Below are 21,594 nucleotides of genomic sequence, written 5' to 3'. Positions count from 1 at the left end.
TGTAATACAAGGATAATATTTATTATGAAAAAGTATACCTTTTTAGTAGAGATTGGTACTGAATCGTTGCCATCGAAACTTTTAAAAAAATTAGGAAAAGACTTTTTTAATCAGATTATTAATGGCTTAAAAAAGAATAATTTTGTTTGTGATAAGATTAATTGGTTTGCATCTGCATGTCGCTTAGCGGTTAAGGCTAGTATAAGAATAAAAGGAGATCTTCATCATAACACTATATCTATTAATCAAATAGACGATGATAATATATGTAATAGATATATTAAAGATGTATATAATCAAAAAAAATTAATAACGAGTAAAATGAATATTCAGAATAGTATACAAACCAATAACTATCAAAAAATATTGCAATGTGACGACAATGTAGTAGTACATAAGAATTATGAATATTTATTCTGTAAAATAATTAGTATTGCTTTAGAAAAATTAAATAATTACGCAATGATGCGTTGGGGAGATATAGAGATCCCATTTGTTAGACCTGTGCGAACTATGATCGTATTGTTAGATACATATCTTATTCGAGGTTGTTTTTTTGGTATAAAAACAGATCGAGTGCTGCATGGTAATAGATGTATGCAAGATGATAAAATTATTCTTGAACATGCAGATTATTATCCAGATATTTTAACTAAAAATGGTTGGGTAATAGCGGATTACATTGTACGAAAAAATATTATACGATCTGCGGTAGAAAAAGAAGCTGAAAAACTTGGAGGAGTTATAGATTTTCAAGATGATAGTTTGTTGGAAGAGGTGACTTCTTTAGTAGAATGGCCCGTAATTCTTTCCGGTCGATTTGATGAGAAATTTTTAGCATTACCGCATGAAGTAATAGTCCATATTATGAGGTACGATCAAAGATATTTTCCGGTATACAATTTTATTAATGGTATGTTGTTACCATATTTTATTTTTGTAGCAAATACTATTTCAAATAATTATGAACCAATTATTATTGGCCATGAGAACGTAATAACCCCACGTTTAATGGATGCGGAATTTTTTTTAAGAAATGATAATAAATGTCGTTTAGAGGATTATATTCCCAAATTAAATTCTGTTTTGTTTCATAGAAAACTTGGTACGCTACGTGATAAAAGTTGGCGTATAGAAGAGCTATCTGGTTGGATAGCTAATCAAATAGATGCAGATATCCAACAAACAAAACGTGCTGGATATCTATGTAAGTGTGATCTTATGAGTAATATGGTATTTGAGTTTCCTTCAACTCAAGGCATTATTGGTATGTATTATGCTCGCCGGGATGGGGAATCAGAAGAAATAGCAGTAGCACAAAAAGAACATTATCAACCACGATTTTCTGAAGATACGTTACCTACAACTTATGTTTCTTGTGTTGTATCTATTGCAGATAAAATAGATACTATCTCAGGTATATTTGGAATTGAAGAATTTCCAAAAGGTAATAGAGATCCATTTGCTTTAAAAAGATCTGCTATTGGAATATTACGTATTTTGATATATAAAAAATTACCGTTAAATTTATTATCTTTAATACAAAAATCAGTGGAATTATATGGTGAACAACTAACTAATGTATCAGTTATTAACGATATCCATAATTTTATGTATAATCGTTTGTTTTCGTGGTATTCCGCGAGAGGTTATAGATCAGATATTATAAAGGCAGTGTTAAACGTTGAAACTTCCAGTATAGTAGACATTGATGCCCGAATAGAAGCGGTATCTTATTTTTGTACATCAAAAAAAGAGGAAAGTGTTAAATTAAATTTAATTTATAAAAGAATATCGAACATTTTATCAAGAAAACAAACATCATATAATGATGATGTTAAATTTTGTTTGTTTAAAATACCAGAAGAAATGCATTTTGCTATGCAAGTAATTGCAATAGAAAAGAAATTGCAGGAATTATGTGCTCGGCATAGTTATTACGATGCATTAGTTGTTATGATAACAATATTTAGTGCAATAAATGTGTTTTTTGATAATGTTATGATTATGGACAAAAATGAACATATACAAATTAATCGTTTAACTTTGCTGAATAAAGTAAAAAATTTATTTTTAAAGGTAGCAGATGTTTCGCTATTACATTTTTAATCTCATGTTATACATGTTTATCATTTTTATTGTTTAATGAAAGTACGTTCGGGTTAAAAATTTCATATTCAAGCACGTAAACTTATAAACTAAATATTTAGTATAAGAACAAATGCTTGAATATATTATAATATTTGACATATTAGTGAATTAATAATATTTTATACGTAATTAAATTGTGCACATACCTCGTCCCAGTTAACTATATTCCAAAAAGATTTAATATAATCTAACCGACGATTTTGATATTTTAAATAGTAAGCATGTTCCCAAACATCTAATCCAAGAATTGGGTATCCATCTGATCCAGAAATATCTGTTCCCATTAATGGGTTATCTTGATTAGCGGTAGATACTATAGATAAAGTATCATTTTGTTTTGTTAACCATACCCAACCAGATCCGAAATGACTGATAGCAGTTTTTTCAAAACGGTCTTTAAAAGAAGAGATACTTGAAAAATTGTATTCTATTGCATCTTTCAATGATCCTTTAAGCGTAGTATTCTTTTTAAGAGATTTCCAAAAAAGGCAATGATTGATATGGCCTCCAGCATTATTACGTAATATAGTTTTTTTTTGGTCAGGCAAGTTATTTAATTTTTTTATTAATTCTATAATAGGTAAATTAGAAAATTCAGGTAAATCAATTAGTGCTGCATTAGTATTATCAATATATGCTTGGTGATGTTTTGTATGATGAATCTTCATAGTTTGTTCATCAAAAAATGGTTCTAAAGCATCATATGGATAAGTTAAAGAAGGTAATGTAAAACTCATAATGTAATTCTCCATGATTATGTGAATATTACAATAATAATTTAAAAACCAGTAATATCAAAAATATATAATAAATAGTAATATTGTTTTTTAGATAATTTACTGACAAATATAACTTATACAACATTTTCATATTACTCAGCAATAAAAATATACAATATATTTTTATTTTAGATGTATTATTATCGAAAGAATGCGTTAATATAATTTTATTATTTAAATGATGTTATTTGTTTTTTGTTTATAGTTTAAATATTTGATTAATGCTGTTATTATTTATTCAGATTATATTAATAATACTTAAATTTTATCTGTTATACCATATGCCCATGTTTGGTAAAAGCAAGAAATATTTTATATTATAGAACGGTGAGTGGCGTAGTTTGGTAGCGCAATACGTTCGGGTCGTATAGGTCGGAGGTTCAAATCCTTCCTCACCGAGAAGATATATTTAATATTTTTGTATCTAACAATAGAGTAATTGTGAATGATATTTTTATTAAAATTATTTAACAGATAATGATATATATCATATTAGATATATACGTTATATATCTATATATAGCGTAAGATTTTTAAAATTAGAAAATGTAGTTATAAAATAAAGGTTTTCTGTATGAACAATAATTCATTATTTCATTCTTTTATGTTTCCTTTATTTTCTTCTATTGATCCAAAATATATAAAAGAATCTATAAAACAGGTTTTGACTAATTGCTATAATACGGTAGATCAAGTTGTATCAGAAGAAGATATAACTTGGGATACATTATATTATCCATTAATGATTGCAGAAAATGAATTGCAACGTACTTGGTCTCCGATAGCGCATTTAAATTCTGTAAAACATAATTTAGAATTACGTAAGGTTTATGAAGAAAGCTTATTATTTATATCTGAATATAAAAATTGGATTAATCAGCATGATGGTTTATATAAATCTTATCAGTTATTACAGAATGGAGACTCTTATCAGCAATTAAGTATAGTACAAAAAAAAGTTATAAATAATATTTTGTGTAATTTTAGATTATCGGGAGTTGATCTATCTCTGAAACAGAAAAAAAAATATATCTATATAACTTCTCGGTTGTCACAGTTGAGTTTAAATTATGCTAATAATGTATTTGATGCAACATCAGGTTGGAATAAATTAGTTACTGAAAAGAAGGTACTATCTGGTATACCGGAGGATAGATTGGAAAGTGCTCGCTTGGAAGCGAAAGCTCACGGGAAAAATGGATGGTTATTTACATTGCAATATCCTAGTTATTCTTCAGTTCTTTTATATTGTGACACTCAAGAACTTAGAGAAGAATTATATTGGGCTTTTAATACTCGAGCTTCTGATCAAGGACCTAATAGCGGGAAGTGGGATAATACTGTAATAATGGATGAAATTTTAGCATTACGTCATGAATCAGCACAAATATTAGGATTTAATAATTATCTTGAAAAATCTTTAATGAAAAGAATGATACAAAGTCCAAAACAAGTATTTAATTTTCTTACAAGTTTATCTACTCAAATATCTCATAATGAATATAAGGAATTTTTAGAAACGCAAAATTTTGCTAAAATACAATATTCCTGTACATCTTTAAATCCGTGGGATCTTGCGTATTATAGAGAGAAACGAAAAAAATATCTTTTTTCTATTACGAATGAAGAGTTACGTTACTATTTTCCTGAAAGAACAGTACTGCATGGCATGTTTTCAGTAGTGAATCGTATTTATGGAATTTTTATTAAAGAACGTTATAATATAGAAACATGGCATACTGATGTACGATTTTTTGATATTTTTGATGATGAAAATAAATGGATGGGAGGATTTTATTTAGATCTCTATCTTAGAGAAGATAAACGAGAAGGTGCTTGGATGGATGAATTCGTAGGTATGATGTACCGAAAAGGTGCTATTAGCCAAAAACCTATTGCATACCTAACTTGTAATTTTAGTTGTTCAGAAAATAAAAAATCGTCATGTTTGTTGACACATAATGATGTAATTACTTTATTTCATGAATTTGGACATGTATTGCATCATGTTATGACCCATATTGATGTTCCAGAAATATCCGGAATTAATGGAGTACCTTGGGATTCAGTAGAATTACCTAGTCAACTTATGGAAAAATTTTGTTGGGAACCTGATGTATTACGACTAATTTCTGCGCATCATCAAACAAAGGAACCATTATCTGATTGTATAATAAACAATTTACTAAAAACAAAAACATATCAATCATCATCTTATCTTTTACGTCAGGTAATATACGGATTGTTTGATTTACGAATACACTATGAGTATATTCCAGGAGAACAGGGAAATATATTAAAAGTATTTAATGAAGTAGTAAAACAAATATCGACACATCATTTTCCAAAAAATTGGGAACGGTTCCCTCATTCTTTTATTCATATTTTTTCTGATGGCTATGGGGCAGGATATTATAGTTATTTATGGGCAGATATGCTAGCATCTAACGTTTGGTGTCGTTTTAAAAAATCCGGTATTCTTAATGCAAAAATAGGAAAATTATTTTTTAATAATATTATTGCATTAGGAGGAATTATTGATTTGAGACAATGTCTTATAGAATTTTGTGAACACGCAGTGACATTAGAATCTATGTTACGATACTATGAAGTTCCTGTATCTACAGATAATCATTTGTGGACACAGCTATAATTTATTATTAATGTGCATGGTTTCAATTTACTGTATAGTAAATTAAGTATAATAAATTGTTTATAAATTACATGATTATTAATAATCATAATATATGAGAATCTTTTCAAGACGATGTAGATATTTGTTTTAAATTGTTTGTGATAAAGGTCAGCGAAGTATAAATTATATATATGTTGTATTTACTTTAGTTTTATAAAAAGTTTCTAATGATTAGCTTAATATATCAGGTTAGAATATCGTATATGAATAAGAATATCAATTAAATTTAAAATAATAATATTTTATATAAAACAATTATAAAAATTTTTCTAATTTTAAAAACATATTATTAAAATTAAAAAAATTTTTGTTTTCTAATACAATAGAACTAGATAAAAGATTATTGTTAAAAAATTTTATCATATCTATATGATTTATATTTGAATGTATTTATGTAATAATTTTAATGTAACCCAATAGAAACTTCCACTTAATATAATAGATACAGGTAAGGTTAATGACCAAGTTATTAATATGTTTTTTATTGTTTTCTTTTGTACTCCCCAGCCACGCATTAGCATGCTTCCTGTGATAGACGAAGACAATACATGAGTAGTAGAAACTGGCATTCCAGCATAACTAGCTGTTCCTATAGATATAGCAGTAGTCAGTTGCGCTGATAGACCTTGCGCATAAGTCATTTCCTTTTTTCCTATTTTTTCACCAATAGTGATGGCAACTCGTTTCCAGCCAATTATTGTACCTAAAGATAATGATAGTGCAACAGCTAAAATGATCCAAGTAGGGGCATATTCAACTGTATTTAGTAAATGTTCTTTTAAATGATTAAGAAAATTTTTATTATTATGAGAGGTTTCTGGAAGCGCTACTATTTGATCTAAAATATCTACTATATAGATCAGTAATTGCCTCATTTGAGAACGTTGTTCTATATTTAGTTGTGCATAATTGTCTAAATTTTCAAGTAATAATGCAGCGTTATGAATAATAGTAAGGGTTAATGATAAATCATATAAAAATTTTTTTACTTGCATCTCTGTGTCTGGAGAAGATAGGCATTGATTAAAATATGTTATGTTATTGTTTTTTATAAAAATTTGTGTAGAATTTGTGATGGAAGGAACAATAACTTTTAATTGATTTAATGCTATCGACATGGGTATGGATGTTATTTCTGATGGGATGATAGTTTTAAAATTGTTGTAGTGTTGACTATAATATTCGTAAAAATTGTTGACTGCATTTCGAGTACGTGAAATATCATGACTACTAGCATTCATATTAAGCATAAAACTTGCTGGAGCTACTCCTATTAGAAGTAGCATAATCAGACCAATCCCTTTCTGTCCATCATTTGCTCCATGAGAAAAACTGACTCCAGCTGCAGATAAAATTAGTACAACGCGAGTCCATAATGAGGGTTGAGGTCTTCCATATTCTTGTGTTTGTTGAGTTGGGGTTATATGAATATCTTTGTGTTTTTTTTCATTATTCCAATATCGACATAGTATCAGCATCATTATTCTAGCTAATGTTAAACCTATTATCGGTGATATTATTAATGATAAAAAAATGTTAATTAGTTGCGGAATATTCAATCCTTGCATCATTGGGCAATGTGTAATGATTGCATGAACTACTCCAATTCCGATTAACGTACCAATCAAAGTGTGAGAACTGGAAGTAGGTAATCTGAAGTACCATGTTCCAAGATTCCATAGTATTGCCGCAAATAACATAGAAAAAATCATAGCTAGAATATGGTTGGGATTAGTATTTGTAAAGAAATATGTAGGAAGTAAATGAATAATTGTATATGCAACACTTAAACCACTTAATATTACTCCTAAAAAATTAAATATTCCTGACATTAATACCGCGCTATGAGAACGTAATGCGCAAGTATAAATTACGGTGACTACAGAATTAGCAGTATCATGAAAACCATTAATAGCTTCATAAATAAATACAAGAATTAATGCAAGAATCAACATAATTCTGATATGTATTTCTAAGTTGAAGAGAAAATGTGACATAAGAAAATACGCCATTATTAAAATGATAAAATTCGTATTATCTATGAGAATCTATGTAGAAAAAAAAAATATATTTTTTATAGTGATCATATATTCAATGATATATTGTGTTGTCATATGATCATTCTTTTATAAAAAGTTTCATATCAGTTTCCTATTGTATGTAACATGATATTTATTGGTGTAATAAATTACAATGGATATACATAGTAGTATGTAATTATCCATTAAATATAAGAAAAATGAGTGTCTTTCATATCATTTACGCACACTGTTGTAAAGATACCAGTTCTTGATAGTGTTATAGGTACAGATAATAATTATATTATTTACTAATTTTATGTCAAATAGGCTATTTTTTATTAAAAAGTGCTACAATTTAGCACAGTTGATGCGTATTAATCAACCTATTGGATTTTTTCTATTGCTTTGGCCTACTTTATGGGGGTTATGGTTATCGAATAGAGGTATGCCTGACGACCATGTTATTTTGATAGTATTTGTTACTGGTGTATTATGTATGCGTTCTGCAGGTTGTATAATCAATGATTATGTTGATTATGATATCGACAGGCGTGTCCGACGTACTAGAACGCGTCCTTTGTCATCTGGAGCAATTACAAAAAAGGAAGCATTAACGGTATTATTAATATTACTCATTATTGCATTAGCACTGGTTTTAATCCTTAATTTAATCACTATATTTTTATCTGTAGTAGCGCTCATATTATCTGGAGTATATCCTTATCTTAAGAGATATACTTATTTCCCCCAACTAATGTTAGGATTATTATTTAGTTGGCCTATTTTAATGGCTTTTACTGCAATTAATCATCCTATAAGTAGTACCGCGTGGTTATTATTTGTAATGAATACTATATGGACAATAGTATATGATACGCAATATGCTATGATAGACAGAGAAGATGATAAATATATTGGTGTAAAATCGTCCGCTGTATTATTTGGAAACATGGATAAATTTATCATAGGAATATTTCAGTTTATTGTTGTATTTATATTGAGCATTATCGGGTGGAAGGAACAATTTACTATATTATTTTATTTTTTTTCACTATTTGGAGTCATCATAATATTTGCATGGCAACAAATTTTAATTAATAAAAAAAGACGAACGAAATATTTTAAAGCTTTTTTAAGTAATAATTATATAGGCGCATTAATATTTATGGGAATTGCTTTAAATTTGTACTAATTTAAAGGAATATTCATCATTACTGTTGATAACATATGGAATGTGTTTATTTATTTATAGCCTTTAGTTAACTTTTATAATCTAATCACAAAATGTGATTAGATTATAAATTCAAAGTCAGATCAATTTTTGTTATTGCTTATATTTATATGTATCTCCGTATATTTTATAAAAAAATATTTTATTATATGAATCGTGTGTTAACAATTAGGATCTAAGATATGAATGTAATTGAATATTAATACACTTTGTACATAGTCCATGTGCTTCAATAACGTTGTTAAACATAGTGAATCCTGTAATTTTGGCCATGTTTTGCAAAATTTCTTCAATACCCTTTGTTGTTTGTTCGGTAACTTGTTTACAGCTATTGCAAATAAAAAAAGCAAAATTATGTGATAGCTCAAAAAAATAATGACATAGCATAAAACTGTTAGTAGATTCAATACGATGAATAAATCCTTGTTCTAACAAAAAGTTTAGAGCTCGATAAATAGTGGAAGGTTTTGCATGGGGGAGCGACGATTGTCGCAGTAAATGTAGTAAATTATAAGCACTGATAGCTCCGTTGTATTGAGATATTAATCGTAATACTGCTAATCGTTGCGGTGTTAAACGTACACATCGTTGTTCGCATAATTTTTTAATTTGAGTTAAAGTTTTTTGGACATTAGTATTCATACTGTTCCTTGGTTATTAATTATATGGAGCATATTTCTATTAGAATAGGAGGTACAAATAAGATATATTTAAAAAATAAAATGGTGTTTTGCAGTAATTATATAGCATATTAAATTAAGATTTATCTAATTGATTAGATTCTTGCATAGTAATTATGTATACAATATTTAACAAATGAATATTGAAAATAATTGAAGAATAATCATATATAAACAACTTTATTTTATTTTTCTACCTATAATAGAATGCTCTATATATTTTTAATATTAGTAATCAATTACTGATACTGTACAGTATTTGATAGTTGTGTTAGTAAAAATACTAAAATGGATTAATATGAAAGCATGTTTTTATAATTTTATTTACAATAGCTCAAGTAACTTAATGTATGTGTGTATTATGATATCTTCATATATAGTGTGATTATGATGTCAATTAGTATAATTACTGTGGTCATTTTAAATAATATTATAATAAAAGTATGATGCTTGATATTTAAGTATTTCGAATATTTATTCTTGAGGAAGATGGTAAGTTTATACGGGAAAAAATATTAATACAATGCATATTGCTCATGATCAACAAGTAAATAATATAAAAATACCACCATATTCGTTGGAAGCTGAACAATCAGTATTAGGTGGTCTAATGTTAGACAACACTCAATGGGAGCATATATCAATACAAGTAGATACTGATGATTTTTTTAATTATGCTCATCGAATTATTTTTAACGAAATGAAGCGTTTGTTAGAAACAAATAAACCTATTGATTTAATAACGCTAGCAGAATCTTTGGAAATTCAAGGAAAATTGGAATCAGTAGGAGGATTTGCATATTTAGCAGAATTATCAAAAAATGTTCCTAGTACTTCTAATGTAGTTGCGTATGCTGATATAGTACGTGAGCGTTCAGTAATACGAGCAATGATTGCCATAGCAAATAAAATTGCTGATGCTGGATATAATCCTCAAGGACGAAGCAGTGATGAATTATTAGATTTGGCTGAGTCCCTTGTTTTTCAAATTTCACGCAGTAAAAGTAATCATAATCTTAATCCAAAAGGAATAGATCATGTTTTAGAAAACACAGTGGCTCATATTGAGCAGGTATGTAATAGGCCAAAATATGGTGTTACAGGCATACCCAGTGGGTATAAGGATCTTGATAAAAAAACTGATGGTTTACAAAAATCTGATCTTATTATTATAGCTGCTCGTCCTTCTATGGGAAAAACTGCTTTTGCTATGAATTTATGTGAACATGCAGCAATGACTGAAACAAAACCAGTATTGATATTTAGTTTAGAAATGCCTGGTAATCAAATTATGATACGTATGTTAGCTTCATTGTCTCGAGTGGACCAAGTACGTATTCGTACAGGACGGCTTAATCATGAAGATCGAGAAAGAATTACTAGTGCTATGAAGCTACTTTTAGAGAAACGTAATATATATATTGATGATTCTTCATATCTAACACCTGCTGAGTTACGTGGACGTGCTCGTAGGTTATGTCGTGAACATGATGGTTTAAGTTTGATTATGATTGATTATTTACAATTAATGAGGGTTCCATCTTTATCTAATAATCGAACTTTAGAGATTTCAGAAATTTCTCGATCATTAAAAGCTTTGGCTAAAGAATTAAAAGTACCAGTTATAGCAATATCTCAATTAAATAGAGGTTTAGAACAACGTGTTGACAAACATCCTATTAATTCGGACCTTCGTGAATCTGGAGCGATTGAACAGGATGCTGATCTTATTTTATTTATTTATCGTGATGAAGTGTATCATGAAAATAGTGATATGAAAGGTATTGCTGAAATTATTCTGGGGAAACAACGTAATGGGCCTGTTGGTACCATACGATTGATTTTTAATGGACAATGGTCTCGATTTGATAATTATATTGATCCTGCTCGTTATTGATACGTTATTAGTTATGTCAGTTGTATAATAGATATTATTTTGACAATAATTTATATGTGTATAATGTTACCCTAGTGTTTCTTTTATAAAGGTTATAGTATAATTTACATATGTTATTTTAAAAAGTGTGTTATATCACTAGAAGAATAATGAAATTACAATAAGTTATCACTTCAGAGTTTACTATTATATATAAGTCTGCATTTGGTTTAAATTGTTTATTAAATAAATTAAATAAACAAAAAAATTATTCTTTCAATATATTTTTCTTTTATATAAAGAAAATTAATATAATATTTGAATCATATGCTGGGACATAAATATTTTTATAAACATATTAGTTAATAATATCGATTTTATGGTTGAGTGACTATAATGATCAATTATATAGTTAACTATCCGATAAGATATTTAAACTTTTAAATCATATTGAAATTACCATATGATTTTATCGTATGGTAATTATTGGAGGAACTGTGGCTAATAGAGGGATTAATAAAGTTATTTTGATTGGTTACCTTGGTCAAGATCCAGAAACTCGTTATATGTCTAATGGTAATATAGTGACTAATATTTCTGTGGCTACCACTGAATCTTGGAAAGATAAACAAACTAATGAATTTAAAGAAAGAACTGAATGGCATCGTGTAGTATTATTTGGAAAATTAGCAGAGATTGCATCAGAATATCTTCATAAAGGTTCTCAAGTATATGTCGAAGGATCATTAAAAACTAGAAAATGGCAAAATCAAAATGGACAAGATCGATATATTACTGAAATTGTCGTTAATATTGGAGGCGCAATGCAAATGTTGGGTCATCGTCATGTAGAAGAGAGTAGTGCATCGTCAGATAATCAGGGTCAAATAGATAATGACAGCGTAACTTCATCTAACAACGATGAGGTATCTAATATTAACTTTGATGAATCGGATATTCCTTTTTAGAAAAATTTTAAATATACATTAAGATTTGTTTTGTATCATCATTTTCCATGATAGATGATGTGTATATATTTAATTTTTAATTATTATTGAATTAAATTTATAAATTTATAGACATAATATATATGAATTGCGTTATGTTTATTTTAATGTACTAATTATATTTTCACATCTTTGTTATATCATTTAAATTATAAAATTAAAATTATATATATTCTTAATTCAAAGTTAATTAACATAGCTTATGTTAAGCGTTATTCAGTATCATAAAGATTATTGAAGTAATGCACATTTAAATAATAAAGTATGAAAGTATATACTTGTTAGAGTAGATATAAAAATATATCGTTGTTAATAAATGGCGTATAATCAAAATTAATTATATATCATTGCCTGTTTTATAAATTATAAGTTTGCTATATCCATACAGAATATGAAATAAATGTAAAAGATAATCTAATGTCTATAGGTATAATACTTATTTTTTTTGGATACAGTTGAGATTTAAAGTATGGAGATTTTTTTTACGATTCTTATTCTTACTTTAGCTGTCTCCATTTCAGGGGTGATAACGCGGATTTTGCCATTTCAAATGCCATTGCCCTTAATGCAAATTGTATTAGGCGCTTTATTAGCTTGGCCTAAATTTGGATTACATGTAGATTTTAATCCTGAGTTATTTTTATTGCTTTTTATCCCTCCATTATTATTTTCAGATGGTTGGAAGACTCCTATGCGTGAATTTTTACGGCATGGGGGAGAAATTGTTCTGTTAGCGTTAATTTTGGTTATCATTACTGTAGTTGGTATCGGATATTTAATTCATTGGATGATACCAGAAATGCCCTTGGTAGCAGCATTGGCGTTGGCGGCAGTTTTATCTCCAACTGATGCAGTGGCACTTTCAGGCATTGTAGGAGAAGGACGTATTCCTAAAAAACTTATGGATATTCTTCAAGGAGAGGCTTTGATGAATGATGCATCAGGTTTAGTCTCTCTTAAATTTGCTATTTCAGTAGCTATGGGCACTATGGTTTTTAGTGTGAGCGGGGCTTCTATAGAATTTATCAAAGTATCCATGGGTGGTTTATTAGCAGGTATGACTATTACTTGGGGATACAGCAAATCATTAAGATTTATCACTCGTTGGAGTGGCGGAGATCCTGCTACTCAAACGATATTTCTTTTATTGTTACCTTTTGCTGTATATTTAATTGCTGAGCATATTGGAGTATCTGGAATATTATCGTCAGTTGCTTCAGGCATGACTATTGGTCAATCTGGAATTATTCGAAATGCACCGTTAGCTATGCGTTTACGAGGAAATAGTGTTTGGACAATGTTAGAGTTTGTGTTTAATGGCATGGTGTTTATTATGCTTGGATTACAATTACCAGATATTTTATCAACTTCCATTTCACAAGCAGCAATGGATCCGACTATTAAAACATGGATGTTATTTTTATACGTAATTTTTATTTATGCTGCATTAATGATACTTAGATTTGGATGGCTATGGTTAATGAAACATATAAGTTTATATTGTATGACTAAACGTCCAATGGTGTTTAGTGAATATAGTATACGAGAAATTTTAATTGCTTCTTTTGCTGGAGTGAGAGGCGCTATCACGTTGGCAGGAGTACTTTCAATACCCCTGTTCTTAAGGGATGGTTCAGTTTTTCCGCTTCGTTATCAATTGGTTTTCATTGCTACTGGCGTTATTTTGTTTTCTTTATTATGTGGTGTAATTGTTCTTCCATGGTTATTACGGGGAATTATAGTATCTGATAAATTATTACAACGAAAAGAAGAGCGTATGGCGCGAGCGATAGCAGCAGAAGTGGCTATTGAAAGCTTATATAAATTGGAAGAGCGTTTAATACACAGTCAAGAAGAAAATATTGATAGCCAAATGATTAATGAAGTAAGCGCGCGTGTTATAGGTAATTTACGTCGTCGTATAGATGGCAACAATGATGCACATGCCATGTTAACTGAAGACTTAGAGAGGAGAATGAGATTAAATGCATTACGTGCTGAACGAGGAGAATATTATCATTTACGTGCACAACAAAAAATTAGCAACGAAACATTAACGAAACTATTATGTGATTTAGATTTCTTAGAAGCTTTATTAGCGGAACATGAATAATATTAGGTTATTATGAATTTTTATAGATTTTAAATATCAATTTATTTTTATAGAGTTTAATTTATGAGTTTTATATAAAATTATATATAATTGATACTGAAAAATTTTTAAAGAATTTAGAAAGCATCAATTTATAATAATTTATACCGTAATATTCTATTATATTCTAGAATTAGAATCTAATAGAATAGAACGTGTTTAATTTATATATGTATTATAACTTATATATTATAAGTATAAAATATGTTATGTGTTAGTGTGCAGTATGTTTTAAATTAAATGCAATAAATCTAATATCAATGATATTTAATCATGTAGTTGTTGACTTAATAAGCAATAAATAATATGATCTTTTGTAGGATGACTTATGATTGTCAACTATTTCTTATGTTTTATGAAATTATAAAGTGTTGGTGCTTATAATTGTATTGTAATATATGGTTATTTAGATCAATAAATAGTTAATATGTAATTGTAGGTGTTAAGTTTATATAATTACTCAATGCACATAAAGAGATGTTGCGTTGAGTTTTTATTTTTTCATGGCAATATGTTTGAATAAATAATTTATGCATATGTGTTGTTTTGAATAAAGAGATTCAGAAATTTACTATGTAAAATAATTTATGAGTTTTATTGAAAAAAAGTTTTGGCGTATATTTGTTATTTTAACAAGTATTTTTAAATAATTATTATCTAAATTAATTTAGTGTGATTGTTTCCAAATTGATTGGATGCATAATAAAAATAACTCATTTTAATTAAGGGGTAACTATGATGATAAAAAATTTTAAAATTACCCTTGCTTGGAAAATTTTTTTTGCTTTAAACTTGGGTATTATTTTAGGGATCGTATTACATAATCAAATAGAATTGAAAGATTGGATGATCACTACATTCCTATCTCCAGCTGGAGAAATTTTTATTCGTATGATAAAAATGATTGTAGTTCCTATTGTAATGGCTACATTAGTGGTTGGAATAGCTGGTATTGGAGACGCTAGAAAACTTGGAAGTATTGGATTGAAGACCATTATTTATTTTGAGGTTATTACAACAGTTGCTATAGTACTTGGTGTAGCTTTGGCTAATTTGCTTCATCCTGGTTATGGAATTGATATGTCTGTATTGTCTAAAACAGATATTTCTATGTATGAGCAAACCACATCTGAAATACAGTCAAATTTAGTAAATACTATGTTATCGTTAATTCCTTCGAATATTATTTATTCTATGGCTAGAGGAGATATGTTGCCAGTTATTTTTTTCTCGGTGATTTTCGGGCTTGGGTTAGCTACATTACCAGATAAAACTAAGAATCCATTATTGGATATTTTTAATTCTATAGCGGATACCATGTTTGAAGTAACTCATATAGTTATGCGTTATGCTCCTATTGGGGTTTTTGCTTTGATTTCAGTTACAGTTGCAACTTTTGGCTTTAGTTCTTTGTTACCGCTTACTAAGCTTGTGTTGTTAGTTTATGGTGCTATTGTTTTTTTTGCATTAGTAGTATTGGGTATAGTGGCGCGTATATGTAATCTTAGAATTTGGAAATTAATTTGTATTTTAAAAGAAGAACTTATCTTATCTTTTTCTACTGCTAGCTCAGAAACTGTATTACCACGTATTATAGAAAAAATGGAAGCTTATGGAGCGCCATCAACTATTACTGGTTTTGTAATACCTACTGGTTATTCTTTTAATTTAGATGGATCAACTTTATATCAAAGTATTGCTGCTATTTTTATTGCACAACTTTATGGCATTGAATTATCTTTAAGTCAGGAAATTATTTTAGTATTGACTTTAATGATCACCTCTAAAGGTATTGCTGGTGTTCCTGGAGTGTCTTTTGTAGTGTTATTAGCTACGCTAGGTAGCGTAGGTATTCCTTTAGAAGGATTAGCGTTTATAGCAGGAGTTGATCGAGTGTTAGACATGGGTCGTACAGCGCTTAATGTGATAGGTAACGCTTTAGCAGTTTTGGTAATTGCAAAATGGGAAAATCAGTATGATACAGAACAGGCACGTTTGTATGAATCAGAGATGTTACATAATAACAAATAATATATATTATTTGTTATTATGTAATCTTTATAGATCTTTTTCTATAAAAAGATGTGGTGGTGGTGGTGTGCTGTCTTAAAAAGATTCCAGTGTGTGTAAGATTATCGTAATAGTTCTTGTGTATTTAACTTAATAATACAGTAAATATGTATATGAAAGACATAGAGAAGGGATATATATAATTAAAAGAAAAAATTTATATAATAATATATTATTATATTTTATTTATTTGTTTATTGTGTGTTCTATTTTTTATACGGATATTATGGTTAATTTACAAAAATTCACGCATTGCGATGGCTTCAATTTCTATTTTGGCATCTTTTGGTAACTTGGAAACCTCTACACAGGAGCGTGCTGGTAAAGTTATGTTTTTAGAAAAAGAGTATGTATTAAAAAAATTTTTATAACTAGTATTTATTTTAGGTAAATCATTTATATTAATGATAAATAATGTGGTTTTAACAATATTATTTATTTTTAGTCCAGTGGTTTCTATAATATTTTTGATATTTAGTAAAGCTTGATGGGTTTGGTCGTAAATATTATCAGACATAATATTTGTGTCCGGGCATATGGGAATTTGACCGGACACAAATATTATGTTGTTTATCTCTATAGCTTGTGTATAGGGACCAAGGGGATCAGGAGCATTTTTGGTATTAATTATAATATTATGTTGTTGCATGTAATCTATCCTAATATTGTAGTTTGTGAAAAATAAAATATTTAAATTTAATACTCATCTATTATATCTATAATAAAGCAGTACAAATTGTATTATTTATTATCATATATAAATTATTGTAATTAATAAATTGGATTAAGAAAACAAGAATCAGGAAGTAACGTTGCTAAAATTAGAGCCTTGACAGTATGTAAACGATTTTCAGCTTGATCAAATACTATACTATATGAAGATTCAAATATATCATTTGTTACTTCTAACCCATTTTTTAAATTATATCTTTTTGCTATTTTTTTGCCAATAGTGGTTTCGGTATCATGTAATGCCGGTAAGCAGTGTAAAAATTTTATATTTGGATTATTGGTATTTTGAATCATACGATGGTTTACTTGATATGGAGATAATAAAGAAATACGTTTTTCCCACATTTTTTCATTTTCTCCCATAGATACCCACACATCGGTATATAAAAAATCTACATCTTTTACTCCATTGGAAATGTCTTCAGTAAGAATAATATTTCCATTATTACGTTGTGCAATATTTTGGCAATTTTGAAATAATTCTTGTGTGGGCCAAAATATTTTGGGTGATACTAATCTTAAATTAAAACCCATTATTGCTGCAGCTTCTAATAAAGAATTGCCGATATTATTTTTTGCATCTCCTACATAAGCTAGCTTCATTTGATGAAATGTTTTATGTGGTAATTGTTCTTGCATGGTCATGAGATCGGCAAGTAATTGTGTCGGGTGAAATTTCATAGTTAGACCATTCCATACCGGGACTCCAGAATATTCTGAAAGTATAGTAACTATATCTTGGCTATAACCACGATATTGAATACCATGGTATATTCGTCCCAAAATCTTAGCAGTATCTTTAATGGATTCTTTGTGTCCAATTTGGCTAATATTTGGAGTTAGACAAGTTACGCGTGCGCCCTGATCAAATGCTGCTACTTCAAAGGCACATCTTGTTCTAGTTGAATGATTTTCAAAAATGAGTACAATATTTTTTTTGTTTAATTTTTGAATTTCAGTTTGTGTATTTTTTTGATGTTTTAAATGACTTGATAATTGCAGTAGAAATTTAATTTCATCTGCGGTAAAGTCCATTAACCGTAAAAAAGATCGTTGATATAATTGATTCATGTGATATTTACCTAGAATATTGATCTATATAAAGTGATTATTTATACGTAAATAAAAACAATATTTAATTTAAAAAAAATTCTTAAAGATTTTTAAATTAGTTTTAATGAAAACAAAGTACGAAGGTTATTTATAATTAATTAAAATAATGAAGATAAATTTACTGTTTAATTTTTTACATTTAATTTACGGGTAAAAACTTTATTTTTTTAAGTTATTTTCGATATATATTTTGTTATATAGAGTTAACTACAGCTTTGTTATTGTAGCATGTTGATCGAGTAATTTATGTTTAATTTTAGTATAATAATTTAATAATTCTTGTTTATTTTTTATGACAGATTTTGGTGCATGATTTATGAAATCATTGTTATTTAGTATTTTTTGTATCATTTCAATTTTATGATTTATTGATTCTAATTCTTTATTTATTCGGTTTATTTTAATATCTTTATTGAATTCTTTTGGTGTACGTATTAATAACTCTGTTGAATCTAAAGATATAGTAATAGATTTTGATGGATATGTTTCATGTTTTGAGATGAAATCAATGCTTTTTAAGTGAGCAATATTGCATAAAATATTATAATTATTTAAAATTCGCTTTTTAGCCTCTGGTGAGGTATGCTGAAATGCTACTTGTAAGGGTGTATTATAAGGGAAATTCATATTTGTTCTAGTATTACGTATCGCTGTGATAGTGTGTTTTATCCATTCAAAATCTATAATAGATTTATTGTCAATTATGGATGCATTATATTTTGGAAATGGCTGTAACATAATAGTTTTGCCATTATTTCCAGTAATTACTTTAACTTCTTGCCAAATTTTTTCTGTAATAAAAGGAATAATCGGATGTGCTAAGCGTAATAATGATTCTAGTAATGTAATTAATGTATAGCGCGTGCCTCGTAGTTCCAGTGTATTCCCGTGATAGAGTGTTGATTTAGTTAATTCTATATACCAATCACAAAATTGATGCCAAATAAATTCGTGCAAAATATTTGCTATTTTATCGAAACGATAAATTTCTAAATTTTTATGAAAATTCTGCACTGTTTGATTAAACTTTGTAATAATCCAACGATCTGCTAAGGAAAACAATTTTTCTGTAGCGGAAGATATACTGCAATCTTTATTTTTAGTATGTATTATAACAAATCGACTAGCATGCCATAATTTATTACAAAAATTACGATAACCTGTTAGTCGTTTCATATCCCAGTGTATATCTCGTCCAGATGATGCTAGCGCTACCAAAGTAAATCTTAAAGCATCAGTTCCATGAGATTGAATTCCGTTAGGAAATTGTTTTTTAGTACATTTTATAATTTGATCTGCCAATTGTGGCTGAAGCATGTCTTTCGTACGTTTTTTTAATAAATTCTCTATAGAAATTCCATCTATTATATCTATTGGATCAATGATGTTACCTTTAGATTTAGACATTTTTTGACCGGCCTCGTCACGTATAAGACCAGTAATGTATGCGGTTTTAAATGGAATTTGAGATACTCCACTATTATCTTTTATGAAATGCATGGTTAACATAATCATTCGTGCAATCCAAAAAAATATGATATCAAATCCACTTACTATAATGTTAGTGGGATGAAAAACATTTAATAAATTAGTATCCTTGGGCCAACCCAAACTAGAAAACGTCCATAGACTTGAAGAAAACCATGTATCTAATACATCATTATCTTTACGTAATATTATATCATTATCTAATTGATTTTTTATTCTGATATCTTTTTCACAATGTCCTACATATATTTTATGATGAGCATCATCATACCAAGCAGGAATTCCGTGCCCCCACCATATTTGCCGAGAAATACACCAATCTTGTATATTATTCATCCAACTAAAATACATATTTTTATATTGTTTTGGAACAAAATTAATTATATCTAATTTAACTGCATTTACTGCTTGTTGAGCTAAAATTGTAGCACGTATGTACCATTGATCAGTTAACATAGGTTCAATTATAGTTCCAGTACGATCGCTATATGGAATTATTGAATCATAGGGTTTTATGTCATATAATAAGTTAAGTTTGGTGCATTCGGAAATTATTTTTTTCCGTGCATGATAACTGTTAAGATTATGAAATATTTGAGGGATATTGTAGCATAATTGATCATTAGGTTTCCCATAACTATCAAATATTTCTGGGTGTTTAAGAATTTTCCCATTAAGTGAAAAAATTTTTATCATGGGTAATTTATGCCGTTTCCCTATTATATAGTCATTGAAATCATGAGCAGGGGTTATTTTAACACAACCAGTTCCTTTAAACATATCTACATGTTCATCAAAAATTATAGGAATACGTTTGTTAGTTATTGGTGTGATTACGTATTTTCCAATCAAATTTTTATAACGAGAATCTTCTGGATGTATTGCAACAGCAGCATCTCCTAATATAGTTTCTGGACGTGTTGTTGCGACGATTAAATGGTGTGGGTCGGTGGTAGAATGATCTCTAACAATAGTAGAGTTATCTAACTTATAGCATAGATACCACATGGATCCTTTTATTGATTTATTTATAACTTCTAGATCAGAAATTGCACTTTGTAATGTGCAATCCCAATTTACTAGTCTTTTTCCTCTATAAATTAAATCATCTTGATATAAACGAATAAAAGCTTCTTTTACTGCATAAGACATTTCTGTATCCATAGTGAAACATTTTCGTTTCCAATTTACAGAATTTCCTAATCGTTTCATTTGGTAAGTAATAAATTTTTCAGATTGTTTCTGCCATGTCCAAATTTTTTTTATTAAATCATCGCGTGTGTAGTTATGTCTAGTTTTTCCTGTATCATTATAAATTTTATTTTCTACCAGAATTTGTGTAGCGATACCAGCATGATCTGTACCCGTTTGCCATAAAGTATTTTTCCCTTCCATTCTTTGATAACGTACTAAAACGTCCATAATGATTTGTTGAAATGCGTGACCAAGATGTAATTGCCCTGTAATATTAGGAGGAGGCATCATAATACAATAACTTTTATGGGATGTGTCTCCATGGGGATCAAAGTAACCTCCTTGTTCCCAAAATTTATAAATTGGTTCTTCTATATTTTTAGGATTATATGTTTTTTCCACGAT

General features: G+C 28.4%; 13 protein-coding genes and 1 tRNA gene. 8 read left to right on the top strand and 6 right to left on the bottom strand.

The genetic code is table 11. The annotated features are described in order from the left end of the window. Nucleotides 1-24 precede the first annotated feature (24 nt). Nucleotides 25-2,109 (top strand): glycine--tRNA ligase subunit beta, encoded by a 2,085-nt coding sequence (gene glyS / locus VOI34_RS00495; protein ID WP_331828513.1) that lies wholly within the window; start codon nucleotides 25-27, stop codon nucleotides 2,107-2,109. A gap of 161 nt (nucleotides 2,110-2,270) precedes the next feature. Here glyS and VOI34_RS00490 read toward each other — a convergent pair whose 3' ends face one another. After that, a complete protein-coding gene (locus VOI34_RS00490) occupies nucleotides 2,271-2,888 on the bottom strand; it encodes a Fe-Mn family superoxide dismutase (protein WP_331828512.1) in 618 nt (205 codons plus the stop codon). A gap of 367 nt (nucleotides 2,889-3,255) precedes the next feature. Between VOI34_RS00490 and VOI34_RS00485 the strand changes: the two genes are divergently transcribed. Together VOI34_RS00485 and VOI34_RS00480 are read left to right on the top strand one after the other, a co-directional pair. Next, nucleotides 3,256-3,329: transfer RNA gene (locus VOI34_RS00485), tRNA-Pro, on the top strand. A 175-nt stretch (nucleotides 3,330-3,504) separates the two neighbouring features. Beyond that, nucleotides 3,505-5,583: a M3 family metallopeptidase gene (locus tag VOI34_RS00480; RefSeq protein ID WP_331828511.1), complete on the top strand. Its 2,079-nt coding sequence runs from the start codon at nucleotides 3,505-3,507 to the stop codon at nucleotides 5,581-5,583. A 416-nt stretch (nucleotides 5,584-5,999) separates the two neighbouring features. Here the strand turns inward: VOI34_RS00480 and VOI34_RS00475 are convergent, their stop codons facing one another. Continuing rightward, nucleotides 6,000-7,622, bottom strand: coding sequence for an inorganic phosphate transporter (locus tag VOI34_RS00475; RefSeq protein WP_331828510.1), 1,623 nt, complete (start codon nucleotides 7,620-7,622; stop codon nucleotides 6,000-6,002). 340 nt (nucleotides 7,623-7,962) lie between these two features. Here VOI34_RS00475 and ubiA point away from each other — a divergent pair, with 340 nt between their 5' ends. Then, nucleotides 7,963-8,838: a 4-hydroxybenzoate octaprenyltransferase gene (gene ubiA, locus VOI34_RS00470; protein WP_331828509.1), complete on the top strand. Its 876-nt coding sequence runs from the start codon at nucleotides 7,963-7,965 to the stop codon at nucleotides 8,836-8,838. Between the two features lie 207 nt (nucleotides 8,839-9,045). Here the strand turns inward: ubiA and zur are convergent, their stop codons facing one another. Next, on the bottom strand, nucleotides 9,046-9,519 hold the full coding sequence (gene zur, locus VOI34_RS00465; protein ID WP_331828508.1) for a zinc uptake transcriptional repressor Zur: 474 nt from the start codon (nucleotides 9,517-9,519) through the stop codon (nucleotides 9,046-9,048). Nucleotides 9,520-10,080: 561 nt separating this feature from the next. Here zur and dnaB point away from each other — a divergent pair. The 4 genes from dnaB (at nucleotide 10,081) to gltP (ending at nucleotide 16,623) form a co-directional block, all read left to right on the top strand. Continuing rightward, the gene (gene dnaB, locus VOI34_RS00460; RefSeq protein WP_331828507.1) at nucleotides 10,081-11,454 is read left to right on the top strand and encodes a replicative DNA helicase; all 1,374 of its coding nucleotides are present in this window, start codon (nucleotides 10,081-10,083) and stop codon (nucleotides 11,452-11,454) included. Nucleotides 11,455-11,930: 476 nt separating this feature from the next. Continuing rightward, nucleotides 11,931-12,401, top strand: coding sequence for a single-stranded DNA-binding protein (gene ssb, locus VOI34_RS00455; protein ID WP_331828704.1), 471 nt, complete (start codon nucleotides 11,931-11,933; stop codon nucleotides 12,399-12,401). 508 nt (nucleotides 12,402-12,909) lie between these two features. Then, complete coding sequence (locus VOI34_RS00450) at nucleotides 12,910-14,553, top strand: Na+/H+ antiporter (RefSeq protein ID WP_331828506.1); 1,644 nt, start codon at nucleotides 12,910-12,912, stop codon at nucleotides 14,551-14,553. A gap of 780 nt (nucleotides 14,554-15,333) precedes the next feature. Beyond that, nucleotides 15,334-16,623 (top strand): glutamate/aspartate:proton symporter GltP, encoded by a 1,290-nt coding sequence (gene gltP, locus VOI34_RS00445; RefSeq protein WP_331828703.1) that lies wholly within the window; start codon nucleotides 15,334-15,336, stop codon nucleotides 16,621-16,623. A 274-nt stretch (nucleotides 16,624-16,897) separates the two neighbouring features. Here the strand turns inward: gltP and VOI34_RS00440 are convergent, their stop codons facing one another. The 3 genes from VOI34_RS00440 to VOI34_RS00430 all read right to left on the bottom strand — a co-directional run bounded on the left by VOI34_RS00440 (nucleotide 16,898) and on the right by VOI34_RS00430 (nucleotide 21,591). Continuing rightward, the gene (locus VOI34_RS00440) at nucleotides 16,898-17,311 is read right to left on the bottom strand and encodes a Rid family detoxifying hydrolase (RefSeq protein WP_331828505.1); all 414 of its coding nucleotides are present in this window, start codon (nucleotides 17,309-17,311) and stop codon (nucleotides 16,898-16,900) included. Between the two features lie 122 nt (nucleotides 17,312-17,433). Beyond that, nucleotides 17,434-18,465 carry an ornithine carbamoyltransferase gene (argF, locus tag VOI34_RS00435; RefSeq protein ID WP_331828504.1) on the bottom strand — a complete coding sequence of 344 codons (1,032 nt, stop codon included), beginning with the start codon at nucleotides 18,463-18,465 and terminating at the stop codon, nucleotides 17,434-17,436. 249 nt (nucleotides 18,466-18,714) lie between these two features. Further along, entirely contained in the window at nucleotides 18,715-21,591 is a 2,877-nt protein-coding gene (locus VOI34_RS00430; protein ID WP_331828503.1) for a valine--tRNA ligase, read from the bottom strand. Nucleotides 21,592-21,594 lie beyond the last annotated feature (3 nt).

This window comes from Candidatus Blochmannia sp. SNP (genome assembly GCF_036549215.1).
Lineage (GTDB): Bacteria > Pseudomonadota > Gammaproteobacteria > Enterobacterales > Enterobacteriaceae > Blochmanniella.
This window is presented reverse-complemented; position numbering and strand designations above follow the sequence as displayed.

Coding starts and splice junctions, on each gene's coding strand:
- glyS (WP_331828513.1), top strand. CDS start 25: ATGAAAAAGTATACCTTTTTAGTAGAGATTGGTACTGAATCGTTGCCA.
- VOI34_RS00490 (WP_331828512.1), bottom strand. CDS start 2,888: ATGAGTTTTACATTACCTTCTTTAACTTATCCATATGATGCTTTAGAA.
- VOI34_RS00480 (WP_331828511.1), top strand. CDS start 3,505: ATGAACAATAATTCATTATTTCATTCTTTTATGTTTCCTTTATTTTCT.
- VOI34_RS00475 (WP_331828510.1), bottom strand. CDS start 7,622: ATGTCACATTTTCTCTTCAACTTAGAAATACATATCAGAATTATGTTG.
- ubiA (WP_331828509.1), top strand. CDS start 7,963: ATGTCAAATAGGCTATTTTTTATTAAAAAGTGCTACAATTTAGCACAG.
- zur (WP_331828508.1), bottom strand. CDS start 9,519: ATGAATACTAATGTCCAAAAAACTTTAACTCAAATTAAAAAATTATGC.
- dnaB (WP_331828507.1), top strand. CDS start 10,081: ATGCATATTGCTCATGATCAACAAGTAAATAATATAAAAATACCACCA.
- VOI34_RS00450 (WP_331828506.1), top strand. CDS start 12,910: ATGGAGATTTTTTTTACGATTCTTATTCTTACTTTAGCTGTCTCCATT.
- VOI34_RS00440 (WP_331828505.1), bottom strand. CDS start 17,311: ATGCAACAACATAATATTATAATTAATACCAAAAATGCTCCTGATCCC.
- argF (WP_331828504.1), bottom strand. CDS start 18,465: ATGAATCAATTATATCAACGATCTTTTTTACGGTTAATGGACTTTACC.